This window comes from Flavobacterium collinsii, from assembly GCF_946903285.1.
GTDB classification, from domain to species: Bacteria; Bacteroidota; Bacteroidia; order Flavobacteriales; family Flavobacteriaceae; genus Flavobacterium; species Flavobacterium collinsii.
The window spans coordinates 941,525-955,201 of record NZ_OX336425.1; the positions used below are offsets into that span (position 1 = coordinate 941,525).

Here is a 13,677-nt window from a genome sequence, read left to right on the forward strand (position 1 = left end):
TTTTTCCTACAAAAAAATATTAATACCTTCGTCAAAAATTTATTCGGTAAAAAAGATTAAAAGACAAAAAAACTTCAAAAGTAAAATCATTTAACTTTCAAACTAAAAAAATGTCTAATGATTCAGCTGCTAACAAACATAGAGGTAAAAAAGAATACAGCTCTCATCTATAAATTCCTTCTTACCCTTGACAAGGAAAAGTATTCCCAATGGCATCCAGCGCATAAGGACTTTGAAGTAATTAAAAGAACAGAACAAGAACTGGGAAGTATTCTTTATTTCAAAGAAATTGTTGAAGGAACAACAGTAAAGTATAAATGGCGTATAACAGAAGTAACCGAAAATAAGCTGGTAAAAATGAAAGCCCTCTACTTCTACCCTGTCTATCTTACAATAGCTTTAGAAAACATCTCTGAAAACAAAACTATCGTTCATCACTATTTAGATATTGGTTATCGCGTTAAATTTTTAAGCTTAATTCCTGATTGGGTTGTTGGTCATACTTTATTTTCAACTAAAAAAAGAAAATCACAACAGCAACATGCTATTGAAGAATATACAAATCTGGAAAACTTGTTAGATTGATATCTCTTATGTGTTAAGTGAGAAACACATTTAATCCTAATTTAAAAACCCTATTTTGTGTATTACACAAAATAGGGTTTTACTATAATAAAAAAATAATGGCCTAAGTCTCCTTAACCGTTATAATTTTCACCGGACAAACCTTAGCCGCCAATTCACAACTTTCTGCAATCGTATGATTTGGAGATTTTAAAGTAAAAAATCCTTTTGCATTTACGGAATGAATCAAAACTGATTTTCCGTCTTTCTTTGACATCTGAAAATGGATAGGATCCATCTCAACACAATAATTACAGCCAATGCACTTATCTCTTTGTAAAGTAACAATCACCATTATGCCTCAACGATTTTATATAGTTTATCAGACATTCTGATTCTGAATGGCAATTTAAAAGTACAATCATCCCCTTTTGTTGCTTTTTCGGCTTCAAGATCATTTACAAACATTTCGTCAATAATCATTTCCTGCGCACCCGTACTTGGTCCCGTTACCAGAATTTTATCTCCTATTTTAATATCGTAAGCCTCAATTTTGAATTGCCCTACATTGGCTTTCGGAAAATAGTGTGTCCCTTTTCCAACATAAACCTTCTTTTGTGTTGCTGCAGATCCCGGAATATCGCTCCATTCTCCCAATTCCTGACCCAGATAATACCCTGACCAAAATCCGCGATTGTAAACGGTTTCTAATGTCTGCATCCAAACTGCTATTTTTTCTTTTGAAAAAGTACCATCATAATACGCATCAATAGCTTCGCGATACGTTTTAATCACAGTTGCCACATACTCTGGCGCACGGCCCCGGCCTTCAATTTTTAAAACCTGAATTCCCGAATCGATAACCTGATCTAAGAAATCAATCGTACATAAATCTTTAGGCGACATCATGTATTCGTTATCCAATTCGATTTCAAAACCAGTTTCCTGATCGATAACAGTATATTTTTTTCTGCAGTTTTGTTTGCAGGCCCCACGATTAGCAGACGAGTTATGCGAATGCAAACTCAGATAACATTTACCGGAAACCGCCATGCACAAAGCACCATGGCCGAAAATTTCGATTTCGACCAAATTTCCGTTTGGACCTTTTATCTGCTCCTTCTCAATCTGAGCCGTAATATTCTTTACCTGGCGTAGGCTCAATTCACGGCTTAAAACCATTGTATCTGCGAATAAACTATAAAACTTTATGGTTTCGATGTTGGTTATATTCAACTGTGTCGAAATATGAATTTCCATTCCAATTGATCGGGCCATTGCAATTACAGCCTGATCAGAAGCAATCACCGCAGTAATATTGGCCTCTTTTGCCTTATTCAGTAATGTTTTAACAACTGATAAATCATGATCGTAAATAATTGTATTTAATGTAAGGTAACTTCGAACGTTTTTAGATTCACATCGGTTCGCAATTTCTCTTAAATCTTCAATCGTAAAATTCACCGTTGAACGTGCACGCATATTAAGCTGTTCAACACCAAAATAGACAGAATCACAACCATTATCTAAAGCAGCCTGAAGCGAATCAAAATCTCCGGCAGGAGACATGAGTTCGATTTTATTTGTAATAGTCATTTTTGATTTTATTATTCCAATGATATGTTTTCCGAATCTACTCGTCTAACAATTGGCAAAAATAATGTGGGTATAGATTAGATTTCTATGATTTTTATCATAGTCTATATTTTAAAAATTATTTATAAACCGTTGCGCAATCTTTATCAAAAATAGTCCACGGTTTCAACCGTGGGAAACGTTTTTGATTCAATCTTGTAAAACATATATGCGCTATGGATACTCGCTGCGTTCCTGCGGTTGAAACCGCAGGCTATGTTTTTCTATATGGATGTTTTTCAAATATAACCCGTGGTTTCAACCACGGGAAACGTAGCGATGAACATCTTCAACAACAGCGAAAGACTAAAACTTGTAAAACAGACGATCGTTGTGGATACTCGTTGTGTTCCTGCGGTTGAAACCGCAGGCTATGTTTTCTTTCAATGATTTTTAAATATAGCCCGTGGTTGAAACCACGGGGAACGTATTGATAAGAATCATTGATCCCCCAATCCATGCAATTTTACAAAATCATCGAATTCATCTTGTCCGTTTTTCTTAAGATGATGTTGCTTTTGATTTTTAATATAATTATAAACTGCATCTAACTGGGATTCGCTAACAGAGAAAGCCGCAAAGCCAGTTTGCCACGCAAATTTTTCAAGGATAAATTCTCCTCTATTCATAAAATGAGAAGAACTTCCTTTAATTTGCTTTACAATATCTGAAACAGTTTTTTGTGGATTTTGTAAAAATAAGACATGCACATGATCTGGCATTCCATTGATGATTCTAACTGGACACCCGAGTTCAATCAGCTCTTGCCAAATGAAATCATACAATGTTTTCTGAATAGAAAAATCAAATTAGTTCCTGTCGATTCTTGGTTGCCCAAATTGCATGAACCCATAATTTGGTAAAAGATTGTGACATAATGTAAATTAGCTTAAAATTTCGCTAATTTACAATTTTATACAATTTATCTGACAAACGAATACGGAAAGGTACCTCAAAAGTAACCTTATCACCAATTTTAGCCGTTGAAGTTTCGGCTCCGTCAACGATCAGTTTTTCTAAAACCATTTCCTGATTACCAGTCGTTGGCCCCGAAATTAAAATTTTATCACCGGCATTTAGCTCTTGGTTTTCAATCGTAAACTGTGCCACTTGTGCTTTTACATAATAATGCTCTGCTTTTCCAAGAAGTACTTTTTTTACTTTTACTTTCTGACGAATATCAACAGGTTTTTCTGCTGCAGCCAAAGCCGTATTGGGTAAATCACCTGAATGTTTGAATTTCAAATTTTCCGATTTTCCTTTTCTGAAAACTTTGTTTCCAACTTGTTTTCCGGTTCTCAATCGAACCTGATCTACCAAAGGCATGTGGATAATTTCTAAACATTCTGTAGAACAACAGTTTTCCATTGCCGTTTTACATTCATCACACTGAATAAATAATAAATGACAGCCATCATTCTCGCAATTGGTGTGATTGTCACAAGGCTTTCCGCATTGGTGACATTGCGAAATGATATCTTCTGTAATTCTTTCACCTAAACGATTATCAAATACAAAGTTTTTTCCGATGAATTTGCTTTCCAGGCCTTCTTCCTCAATTTGTTTGGCGTAATTGATGATACCACCTTCTAATTGAAAAACATTTTTGAAACCCTGATGTTTGAAATATGCACTTGCTTTCTCACATCGGATTCCTCCGGTACAATACATGACAAGGTTTTTATCTTCTTTATGATTTTGAAGCTGTTCATTGATGATAGGTAAACTCTCTCTAAAAGTTTCAACATCAGGAGTAATAGCATTTTTAAAGTGCCCTACTTCACTTTCGTAGTGATTTCTAAAATCGACTACAATCGTATTTGGATCCTCTAAAATCTCGTTGAACTCTTTGGCTTTTAAGTGAACCCCTATATCGGTTACATCAAAAGTTTCGTCGTTTAGACCATCAGCGACAATTTTATGACGAACTTTAATCGTTAATTTTAAAAAGGAATGATCGTCATGTTCTACAGCTTCATTCAATCGTATGCCTTTCATAAAGTCGTAGACATTCAAAGTTTCTCTAAAAGCCTCCAAATTTTCGGCAGGAATACTCATTTGAGCATTAATACCTTCGTTAGCAACATAGATTCGGCCTAAAGCATCAAGCTTGTTCCAGGCAATAAATAAATCGTCGCGAAATTTTTTGGGATCTTCAATTTTGGCATACGCATAGAAAGACAACGTTAGTCGTTGTTTACCGGCATCATCGATTAAGATAGCTCTTTCTTCTGCGCTCAAAGTGTTATACAGTTGCATGCTATAAACAGTTTTAAGTTAAGAATTATGTGTGATTTTTAAAATCTGCTGCAAAAATAAGATTTATTTTCAGATTAAAAATGCTATTAACATTTCATCTCATTTTTCCTGGTGAAAAAAAAGTCCCAAATTTATAGAAGATTGCAATTTATAATTTATCCTAAAACAGCTTTAAAAGGATATTACAATAAATACATCCGTAATAAAAATGAAAGGCTCTTTTTCTACATTTTTGCTAAAAAAATGTTAACTTAGCTTTGGACTTAATTGGTTTCTAGTTAGTTGAATATTAATACATCTTAATATAAATTAAAAATGAACAAAATTTACCCTTCAGCAATCCTACTCCTTTTCTTTCTTTCAGCCTGTAAAAAAGAAACTCCTCCAGCGCCCAAACCACTTGAAATTTCAGTTCTTACTGTTTTAAATCAGGATGTAAACGTAGAATCTGAATATACGGGACAAACTTACGGTCAGTCCGATATTCAAATAAATCCGCGTGTTGATGGCATTATTATAAGTTTAAATTTTAAAGAAGGGGGCTTTGTTACCAAAGGACAACTGCTGTATACCATAGATCCACTACCCTATAAAGCAAAAAGAGACCAAGCCGAAGGAACACTGGCAGAATCACAGGCACGTTTGGCAAAGACCAAAGCAGACTTAGATATGATCGCCCCCCTAGCCAAGATAAATGCCGTTAGTCAGAGAGAATTAATTTCGGCTAAATCAGCATACAATGCTTCTCAGGCTCAAATTAAAGCATCGCAGGCCTCCTTAGAAAATTCGAAAATTGAACTGGGTTATTGCCGAATTGAAGCACCCATTTCAGGTTTAATCGGAATATCAAAAGTAAGAGTTGGTGATTATGTGAGACCTGGCGCGGCGTCTGTTCTGAATACAATCTCTGATTTGGGTGATGTAAGAGTTCGATTTACAATGAGTGAACAGGAATTTCTACGTCTATTCAGAGAATTCAACAAACCCAATTCTCCTTTAAAAGGTTCTGGTGCAACAGTTTCGCTAAAATTATCTGACGGTTCTGTTTATCCCGAAACCGGTAAAGTCAGCTTTGCCGACAGACAGATTGATCCTTCTACCGGAGCTATAACATTTGAAGCTGCATTCGCAAATCCGGACAAATTGTTACGCCCGGGACAATATGTAAAAATTGCACTGCTTACGGACGTTCGTAAAGATGCGATCGTTATTCCGCAACGTGCTGTTATTGAAGTACAGGGTATTTTTCAGGTTTATGTATTAGGAAAAGACAATAAGGTTAATATGCAAATTGTAAAACCCGGTCCAGCTGTAAAAGATGGTTACGTTATTGAAGATGGCTTAAAACCCGGAGACAAAATAGCCATGGGAGGTACTTCATTATTAAAAAATGGAAGTGTTATTACGCCAAAAGTAATTCAATGGCAATTGGGTCAGACTGAAACTGCAGCAACTAAATAACTTTTACACCTTGTATTATGGGAGAATTTTTCGTTCGAAGACCAATCGTTGCTATTGTAATCAGTATTATTATTGTGATACTTGGATTATTGGCATTACAAAAAACGCCTATTTCACAATACCCGGACATCAACCCGCCTGTTGTTAAAATCAATACCAGTTTTACAGGTGCCAATGCGCTAAATGTCGAACAGGCCGTTGCTACGCCCATTGAACAAAAAGTAAATGGTGTAGAAAATATGCTGTACATGAAATCTACCAATACCTCTGACGGTGCTTGTACTATTGAAGTAACTTTTGATGTGGGAACCAATTTGGATAATGCTAACATGCTTACTCAAAACAGGCAAAATCAATCATCTCCTTTTATGCCCCAAAGTGTAAAACAGCAAGGTGTAGTAGTAAAAAAGTCCTTATCATTTCCGATGATGCTATTTACAGTCACGTCAAACAATCCAAAATATGATGCTAAGTTTTTAAACAATTATGCCAGTATCAATATCGTAGATCAATTGGCCCGTATAAAGGGTGTTGGTGAGGTTTCTCTTTTTGGAGGAAGTGACTATTCGATGCGTATTTGGTTAAAGGCCGATGTCATGAGCAAACTGGGTGTTACTGTCGATGATGTAAAAAATGCTTTAAACGCCCAAAACATGATTAGTCCCGGAGGGAAGTTTGGAGCTGAACCCGCACCACCGGGTACCGAATTTACCTATGGCGTTACACTTCAGGATCGTTTAGTAACCGAAAAGCAATTTGGAGAAATCGTTGTGCGAAGTAAAAAAGATGGCGCACAGGTTTTACTAAGTGACATTTCCAGAATTGAGTTAGGAACCGAAAATTACAGTTCCTCTGCACGTCGCAACAGTTCTCCAAGTGCCGTAATGGCTGTTTACCAAATGCCCGGCAGTAATGCGCTTGAAGTGGCAAAACTAGCCAAAAATGCTATGAAAGAGCTGTCTCAAAAATTCCCAAAAGACATTGAATATCAGGAATCACTGGATACAACCCTTGCTATTACTGCCGGAGTTGAAGATATTGTCCATACGCTCTTTGAAGCAGTTATTCTGGTTATTCTGGTTGTGTTTATTTTTCTACAAAACTGGCGCGCCACATTAATCCCTTTAATAACCGTTCCGGTTTCATTAATTGGAACAATTGCCGTTTTCCCGTTATTAGGATTTTCAATAAACACACTTTCACTCTTAGGATTAGTGTTAGCTATTGGTATCGTAGTCGATGATGCCATAGTTGTGGTAGAAGCTGTAATTCATCATATCGAGAAAGGCAAAAGTCCCCGGGAAGCCACGATTCAGGCGATGCGCGAAGTATCCGGTCCTGTAATTGCCATTGCCCTGATCTTGATTGCCGTTTTTGTACCTGTCGCAATGACTCCGGGAATTACAGGTCGTTTTTATCAGCAGTTCGCCATAACTATTGCGGTATCAGTTGCATTCTCCGCCTTTAGTGCATTATCTTTAAGTCCGGCCTTATGCGCCATGTTGCTAAAACCGACAAAACCAATCGAAGAGCAAACCGGGTGGTTAGCCAAATTTTTCGCGGGATTTAATCGGATTTTCGAAAAGGTTACCGGAAAATACATTAAAGGAGCCACTTTCTTTGCCAAAAAATCAATGCGAATTGTTGTATTACTAGCCGTCATTCTTGCTGCTGTTGTATTATTAGGCAAAAAAATTCCATTAGGATTTATACCTGAAGAAGATCAGGGCTACGTATTAGTCAATATGTCTTTACCGCCTGCCTCTTCCTTACAGCGTACAGATGAAGTATCCCGAAAAGTAGACCGCTTTTTAAAAGAAGAAAAATCCATATTGTCCTATACGACCATAAATGGTTTTAGTATGCTTACCAATTCGTACCAGTCTAATAGTGCATTTATCTTTATCTCCTTAAAACCTTGGGAAGACAGAGATGAAACCTCTAAACAATTTGTAGACCGTTTAAACAAAAAATTTGCAACTGAAATCACTACAGCTTCTGTATTTGGATTTGGCCCCCCTGCAATTCAAGGTCTGGGTGCCTCTGCAGGTTTTAGTTTAATGTTACAGGACAGAGGTGGAAATACGCCACAGTATTTGGCAGAGCAAACTCAGGCTTTTATAGCTGCAGCTCAGAAGCGCCCTGAAATAAAACGAATTTACACCACCTTTAATGCTGGTTCCCCACAAATCAAACTTGATATCGATAACGACAAAGCCATGAAACTGGGCGTACCCGTCTCGAAAGTTACCGAAGCATTAGGAGCCTTTCTAGGAGGAAGTTATGTGAATGACTTTAACCGTTTTGGCCGTCAGTATAAAGTTTTCATACAAGGTGAAGCCGTTAACAGAGTAAAACCCGAAGACTTAAATCTAATTTATATAAAAAATAATGATGGCGACATGCTTCCAATATCCACCTTGGTAACCGCAACAAAAGTTATGGGTCCGGATTTTACCAATCGTTTGAACCTTTTCAGGTCGGCTGAAATTGGGGGAAGCCCCAGCGATGGTTACAGTAGTGCTCAGGCTCTGGAAGCTTTAGAAGAAGTCGCAAAACAAACGCTGCCTGCGGATATGGGTTACGATTACATCAATCTTTCCTATCAGGAAAAACATTCACCAGGTGGAAGTTCCGTGTTTATAATGGCATTGGTGTTTGTGTTTTTAATTCTGGCCGCACAGTACGAAAGTTGGAAATTACCCTTTAGTGTTTTACTGGGTGCGCCGTTCGCTGTTTTTGGAGCCTTTTTGGGACTGCTTCTCGCCAGAATAGGAAGCGATGCTTATGTTAACAACGTTTTTGCCCAAATTGGATTAGTATTGTTGATTGGATTGGTCGCCAAGAATGCGATTCTTATTGTGGAGTTTGCCAAAGAAGAATATGAAAAAGGAAAACCGCTATATGAATCGGCTATGGTCGCAGCGAAACTTCGTTTCCGACCAATTTTAATGACCGCTTTTGCCTTTATTCTTGGCGTTGTTCCATTACTAACGGCTACAGGTGCCGGTTCTCAGGCTCGTATTGTAATGGGAATGGCCGTGTTTAGCGGTATGTTAATCGCCACCGTTCTGGGTGTATTAATTGTACCCGGCTTATTTGTCATGATTGAAAACATTGGAAAGAAAAAAGAAGATACGGTCGCAGCAGCAGAAAATAATAAGGACTCAAATACTACAGGCCATGATGATTAAGAAATATAAAATAATCGTAGTTATACTTGCACTTTCGCTATTACCTATGGGCTGTATGGTGGGACCGAAGTATACAAAACCTGAACAGCAAAAATCTGATTCTTATCAAAACGAACGAAATTTAGACAGCCTCGCTTCAGTCACCAATTTAAAATGGTTTGACATATTTAATGATGATGTTTTAAAAGGTCTGATTACAAAAGGGCTTCAAAACAATTATGATTTAAAAATTGCGGTCACCAGAATTGATCAGCTTAGAGCTGAATTAGGGTACTCTAAAACAAACTTATTGCCTTCCTTTCAATACGGAGCAACCATAAACAGTAATGAGAAAAACCTGACGCCATCGAATGTTGGCGCAAGCATGTCCTGGGAAATTGATTTTTGGGGAAGGTACCGTCATGAAAACAATGCCGTACAAAATGAACTCCTTGCGACCGAAGAAGCACGCAAGGTGGTACTTTCAAATATTGTGAGTAATATTGCTACCGCTTATTTTCAGATGCGCAATTTTGATGATCAATTAGAAATCGCACAGCAAACCCTTTCTACCAGAGAAAAGTATTATGAAATCATCAATCAAAGATTTAAAAGCGGCTATATCTCTGAGGTCGACAAAGTACAAATAGAACAGCAGGTTGCTATTGCCGAAGCTACTATTCCAAACATTAAGAGACAAATAACTGTTCAGGAAAATATTATTTCTCTACTTACCGGCCAGCTTCCTTCACAAATTCCCAGAGGAAAATCTAATACCGAACTGCGAATCGTAAGCGAGATACCGTTGTCGATCCCGTCTTCTTTGCTGGAAAACAGACCAGATGTAAAAGCGGCAGAGTTAAAATACAAAGCTTCAAACGAAAGAATCGGAACAGCTCAAGCCATGCGTTTTCCTTCTCTTAATCTCGCAGCAATTGCAGGATTTGCCAGTGCTGATTTAGGCAACCTGTTTTTAGGCAGTTCTTATTCGCAAAATGCCTCTGCAGGCATCGCGGGTCCTATATTTGCTTTTGGGAAAAATAAACGAAGAGTGGAAATATACAGACAACAGGCTGAAGAACTCAAATTTGCCTATCAAAAGACCTATATCTCAGCCGTTACAGAAGTCGAACAATCCATTCAAAACATCAAAACGTATAAAGACGAATGGGAAGCACGCAACAGACAGGTTAAAGCAGCTTTAATAAATTACAAGCTCTCCTATGAAAGATATGACAGCGGTTATGTTTCTTATCTGGAAGTTTTAGATGTCGAAAGTAACTTATTTCAGGCTCAGTTAAGTCTTGCCCAGTTATCTGAAAGACAATTGAGCTCAATGGTACAATTGTACAAAGCCCTTGGCGGGGGATGGAATCTTTAAAGGTTCTGAGTTGCTGAGGTTCTAAGGAGCTAAGGTTATAAAACTGTAAAACAACAGAAAGCACTATTTTCATAGTGCTTTCTTTTTTAAATTTTTGTACCTCTGTACCTTTGTCACTTTGTGCCTAAAACCTTAGAACCTCAGCAACTCAGAATCTTAGTCCCTTAAATTAACAGAATTCCTCAAAAGCATCTTTCAAGTTCTCCGCGATCAATTCAGCTGGACGGCCTTCGATGTGGTGACGCTCTAACATGTGAACCAATTCTCCGTTTTTGAACAAAGCCATAGATGGCGATGATGGAGGAAAAGGAAACATATGTTGTCTAGCAGCATCAACTGCTTCTTTATCAACACCAGCGAAAACTGTGATTAAGTGATCTGGTTTTTTAGCGCCTTCTAAACTCATTTTTGCTCCCGGACGTGCATTTCTTGCAGCACAACCACAAACAGAGTTTACAACAACTAAAGTGGTACCTTCAGCTTTGATAGCATTATCTACAGCGTCAGCACTATGTAAATCTTGAAAACCAGCAGCAGTTAATTCAGCTTGCATTGGTTTTACCATTTCTTCTGGATACATATTTTTTATTTTTAAGTTTTACTTTTGAACTGCAAAGTTACAAAGTTTACTCGCAACTACTTAAATTCAGGTATAAAGTTTTGTTATAGTTCAATTGTTATTTGCTAAACTTTTTTTGGTAGGGATAAGTCTCATAGATCGTATTGTCTTCATTGATCGAAAAACCTTTGGCTGCATCTTCTCTTGCCACACCAACCAAAGCGACGACTTCTTCTCTTGGTTTTCCTTGTTGCAACCAGCAAATGGCTTTATAATATTTTACATCCGAAAATTCAGGATATACTTTGAGCGCTTTATCAAAAATAACAAGTGCTTCGTCCCATTTTTTGAGCTCGTATTTGGCAATTCCCTGATAAAAATACGCTGTAGGATGTTCTAATTGTTGTCTGTTTTTATAAATGTCATTTACATAATCGTCAAACAGCTTTTCGGCTTTATCGTATTCATTCAATTGCAAATAACAAAGCCCTATATAAAAACTATAAGTATGATCCATGACATAACTGTTTCCGTAAAGTTTAATGCATTCTTCAAAATCAACAATCGCACTTTTATACGTTTTAGCAAAAATACATTTTATAAAAGCCCGGTACGGAAGCCATTCTTGTTTATTATAACGAACGGCTTTATCCAGAAAAGGCATTCCGACTTCATATTTCTTGCATTTAAAATACGGCATTGCTTTTTGTTGCCACAGATAAGCTATTGTGCTATCTTTTTTTAGACCTTCGTCGATGCAATTTTGCCATTCTGACATTTGAAAAGTATAATTGTACTTATAGGCACAACTGTCTAAGTATTTGACCTGAATAGCATCCTGAGCTTTATTTTTGGATACTTGTGCAAAAGAGATAATCGAAAAAAAGAAACTGAATGCTAAAATAATGTTTTTCAAAGGTTATTGGTTTAAGTTAAATTTATTTGGAAGAAAAATCACTCTAAATAACGCTTTTATAAATGGCACTTTAGGACACTTTAAAATAACTTTAACATCTTCGATCAAAGTAGTTTCTTCGTCTAAGAATTTAAAGATCAAAGACGGATTTCCTTTTTTGAATAATGACGAAAAAATACTGCTTCCCAATTCATTATGACGATATAGAATATCCAAAAGCAGTAAATCATAAAACCAGAATCTGTTTTTTTTATGAAAGGCACTTAATTTTAGCGACATTGAAGAACTAAGAAAGGACACTAATTCAGATGATTTCTTATCCGAATTTCTAAAAGTATAGCCCGTACTTGCTTTCGTCCAGCCTCCGGCTGTTCCAATATTCAAAACGCGTTTGGTGTTTTTCTTCCAAAACGGATAAGCGGTCATTGGGATACTTCCCTGCTCCTTTTCCAGAATTTCGTATGGATGAACTCCTAACTTCTCCAGATAAATCTGAATCTCATTTTCGTACTCTTGTTTAGAAAGTAAAATTTCAGAAAATAGCGTGTATTCTACCAGGGCTTCGGTTTTTGAAAGGGGCAGAACATACATAAAGCGCGTATTTTGTTTTTGTTTGACTGAGAAATCCATAAAAGTGGCTTGTTGCGGATCGAAGATTTCCTTTTCAGATTTCACAAACCATCCTGTAAAGTGCTGTTGTAAAACAGGATACTTCGTTTGACTTAATGCAAAAGATGAAGTATAAATACTATTGAACAGCTGATTGCAGGTATACCTATTTTCTTCAGTTCCAATAAAAACATGAGTTTCAAGTTCGTTGATATCGGTTACTTTTTCATTTAAAAAAGTAATATTGGAATGTTTCGAGAGTTCTTCAAAAACAAAATTATAAAAGTCTAATCCTCTAATTTGGCTGTATTGATAAGGATTCAGGTTCAAATCACGCTTGGAATTTTCATCAGCAAACAAGGCAGAATCCCATTTTTTTAAAACAATCGAATTCCAAACCGTATCATGATCCGCCCAAAAACACCAAGTTCGGTCATTTGTCTTTTTTACATCCTGATCCAGTAATAAAACCGATTTGTTTGAAAAGTTCCCTGACAACGCCATTTTGTAAACAGTCATCAAGGCCGCCAAACCTGTTCCGGTAAAAATGTAATCAAAGTGTTTAATTTGCGAAGAATTCATCTTCAAAAATAAGAAATTTTATTCTTGCAGCTTTTCTAAAATCAGTTTAAAATCGGCAGGATTAAGGGAGTTATTGTACTGCAGAAGTATCTCGTTCTTTTCATCCAAAACACATAAAACCGGATATACAATTTGATTGTTGATGGTTCCGAGCTGCAAAGCTAGCTCATTAACTCCAACATTATTCCCTGTAGGTTTGTATTTAAAAATCTGATTGTTAAAAGTAATCTCTCGCTTTTCTTCGGCATTAAAATCGACGAAGTAAAAATCGGAATTGAGTTTTTCAATGATTTCGTGATTTTTGAAGGTTGTCGATTTCATTCTTTGGCAATACTGACACCAATCAGTATGAATGAAAACAATGATTTTCCGTTTTTGAATTTGCTGCAGACGATCCACTTCCTCAAAAGTGTTGTCCTTCAGCTGGCAAAATCCCGTTGAAGTTATTCCGAAGAAGAGAATAAGTAAAAATAGCTTTTTCATTGTTTTGTTTCTTGCAACAGATTGTAAAGAATTTCTCTTTTGCCACGAATTTCAC

11 protein-coding genes and 1 pseudogene are annotated in these 13,677 nt (G+C 36.8%); 4 read left to right on the forward strand and 8 right to left on the reverse strand.

Annotation, left to right across the window (positions count from 1 at the left end; translation table 11 throughout):
* The first annotated feature begins 117 nt into the window (after nucleotides 1-117).
* A complete protein-coding gene (locus OGZ34_RS04255; protein WP_173964453.1) occupies nucleotides 118-585 on the forward strand; it encodes a hypothetical protein in 468 nt (155 codons plus the stop codon).
* 103 nt (nucleotides 586-688) lie between these two features.
* On the opposite strand, the gene OGZ34_RS04260 is transcribed toward OGZ34_RS04255, so the two are convergent.
* The 4 genes and pseudogenes from OGZ34_RS04260 to trhO all read right to left on the reverse strand — a co-directional run bounded on the left by OGZ34_RS04260 (nucleotide 689) and on the right by trhO (nucleotide 4,458).
* Nucleotides 689-919 (reverse strand): ferredoxin, encoded by a 231-nt coding sequence (locus OGZ34_RS04260; RefSeq protein WP_173964454.1) that lies wholly within the window; start codon nucleotides 917-919, stop codon nucleotides 689-691.
* The gene (locus tag OGZ34_RS04265) at nucleotides 919-2,160 is read right to left on the reverse strand and encodes a peptidase U32 family protein (RefSeq protein WP_173964455.1); all 1,242 of its coding nucleotides are present in this window, start codon (nucleotides 2,158-2,160) and stop codon (nucleotides 919-921) included. Before OGZ34_RS04265 ends, OGZ34_RS04260 begins: the two co-directional genes overlap by 1 nt.
* Before the next feature lie 479 nt (nucleotides 2,161-2,639).
* A pseudogene (gene tnpA / locus OGZ34_RS04270) lies at nucleotides 2,640-3,075 on the reverse strand (IS200/IS605 family transposase).
* Between the two features lie 24 nt (nucleotides 3,076-3,099).
* Nucleotides 3,100-4,458, reverse strand: coding sequence for an oxygen-dependent tRNA uridine(34) hydroxylase TrhO (gene trhO, locus OGZ34_RS04275; RefSeq protein WP_173964456.1), 1,359 nt, complete (start codon nucleotides 4,456-4,458; stop codon nucleotides 3,100-3,102).
* Between the two features lie 315 nt (nucleotides 4,459-4,773).
* Between trhO and OGZ34_RS04280 the strand changes: the two genes are divergently transcribed.
* From OGZ34_RS04280 to OGZ34_RS04290, 3 genes are read left to right on the forward strand one after another with little or no spacing between them, the layout of a single operon-like run.
* On the forward strand, nucleotides 4,774-5,919 hold the full coding sequence (locus OGZ34_RS04280; RefSeq protein ID WP_173964457.1) for an efflux RND transporter periplasmic adaptor subunit: 1,146 nt from the start codon (nucleotides 4,774-4,776) through the stop codon (nucleotides 5,917-5,919).
* Between the two features lie 17 nt (nucleotides 5,920-5,936).
* Complete coding sequence (locus OGZ34_RS04285; protein WP_263362244.1) at nucleotides 5,937-9,113, forward strand: efflux RND transporter permease subunit; 3,177 nt, start codon at nucleotides 5,937-5,939, stop codon at nucleotides 9,111-9,113.
* Nucleotides 9,103-10,473: an efflux transporter outer membrane subunit gene (locus OGZ34_RS04290; protein WP_246253158.1), complete on the forward strand. Its 1,371-nt coding sequence runs from the start codon at nucleotides 9,103-9,105 to the stop codon at nucleotides 10,471-10,473. The genes OGZ34_RS04285 and OGZ34_RS04290 overlap by 11 nt, the downstream gene beginning before the upstream one ends.
* A 169-nt stretch (nucleotides 10,474-10,642) precedes the next feature.
* On the opposite strand, the gene OGZ34_RS04295 is transcribed toward OGZ34_RS04290, so the two are convergent.
* From OGZ34_RS04295 to OGZ34_RS04310, 4 genes are all read right to left on the reverse strand, one after another.
* Nucleotides 10,643-11,053, reverse strand: coding sequence for a BrxA/BrxB family bacilliredoxin (locus tag OGZ34_RS04295; RefSeq protein WP_173964459.1), 411 nt, complete (start codon nucleotides 11,051-11,053; stop codon nucleotides 10,643-10,645).
* Nucleotides 11,054-11,150: 97 nt separating this feature from the next.
* Nucleotides 11,151-11,948: a tetratricopeptide repeat protein gene (locus tag OGZ34_RS04300; protein ID WP_173964460.1), complete on the reverse strand. Its 798-nt coding sequence runs from the start codon at nucleotides 11,946-11,948 to the stop codon at nucleotides 11,151-11,153.
* A gap of 3 nt (nucleotides 11,949-11,951) precedes the next feature.
* Entirely contained in the window at nucleotides 11,952-13,139 is a 1,188-nt protein-coding gene (locus tag OGZ34_RS04305; protein ID WP_263363127.1) for a lycopene cyclase family protein, read from the reverse strand.
* Between the two features lie 18 nt (nucleotides 13,140-13,157).
* Nucleotides 13,158-13,622 carry a thioredoxin family protein gene (locus OGZ34_RS04310; RefSeq protein WP_263362245.1) on the reverse strand — a complete coding sequence of 155 codons (465 nt, stop codon included), beginning with the start codon at nucleotides 13,620-13,622 and terminating at the stop codon, nucleotides 13,158-13,160.
* Nucleotides 13,623-13,677 lie beyond the last annotated feature (55 nt).

Bases quoted from the DNA above. Each gene is read 5' to 3' on its own strand.
- OGZ34_RS04280 (WP_173964457.1), top strand. From the start codon at position 4,774: ATGAACAAAATTTACCCTTCAGCAATCCTACTCCTTTTCTTTCTTTCA.
- OGZ34_RS04310 (WP_263362245.1), bottom strand. From the start codon at position 13,622: ATGAAAAAGCTATTTTTACTTATTCTCTTCTTCGGAATAACTTCAACG.
- OGZ34_RS04285 (WP_263362244.1), top strand. From the start codon at position 5,937: ATGGGAGAATTTTTCGTTCGAAGACCAATCGTTGCTATTGTAATCAGT.
- OGZ34_RS04260 (WP_173964454.1), bottom strand. From the start codon at position 919: ATGGTGATTGTTACTTTACAAAGAGATAAGTGCATTGGCTGTAATTAT.
- trhO (WP_173964456.1), bottom strand. From the start codon at position 4,458: ATGCAACTGTATAACACTTTGAGCGCAGAAGAAAGAGCTATCTTAATC.
- OGZ34_RS04305 (WP_263363127.1), bottom strand. From the start codon at position 13,139: ATGAATTCTTCGCAAATTAAACACTTTGATTACATTTTTACCGGAACA.
- OGZ34_RS04290 (WP_246253158.1), top strand. From the start codon at position 9,103: ATGATGATTAAGAAATATAAAATAATCGTAGTTATACTTGCACTTTCG.
- OGZ34_RS04295 (WP_173964459.1), bottom strand. From the start codon at position 11,053: ATGTATCCAGAAGAAATGGTAAAACCAATGCAAGCTGAATTAACTGCT.
- OGZ34_RS04265 (WP_173964455.1), bottom strand. From the start codon at position 2,160: ATGACTATTACAAATAAAATCGAACTCATGTCTCCTGCCGGAGATTTT.
- OGZ34_RS04255 (WP_173964453.1), top strand. From the start codon at position 118: ATGATTCAGCTGCTAACAAACATAGAGGTAAAAAAGAATACAGCTCTC.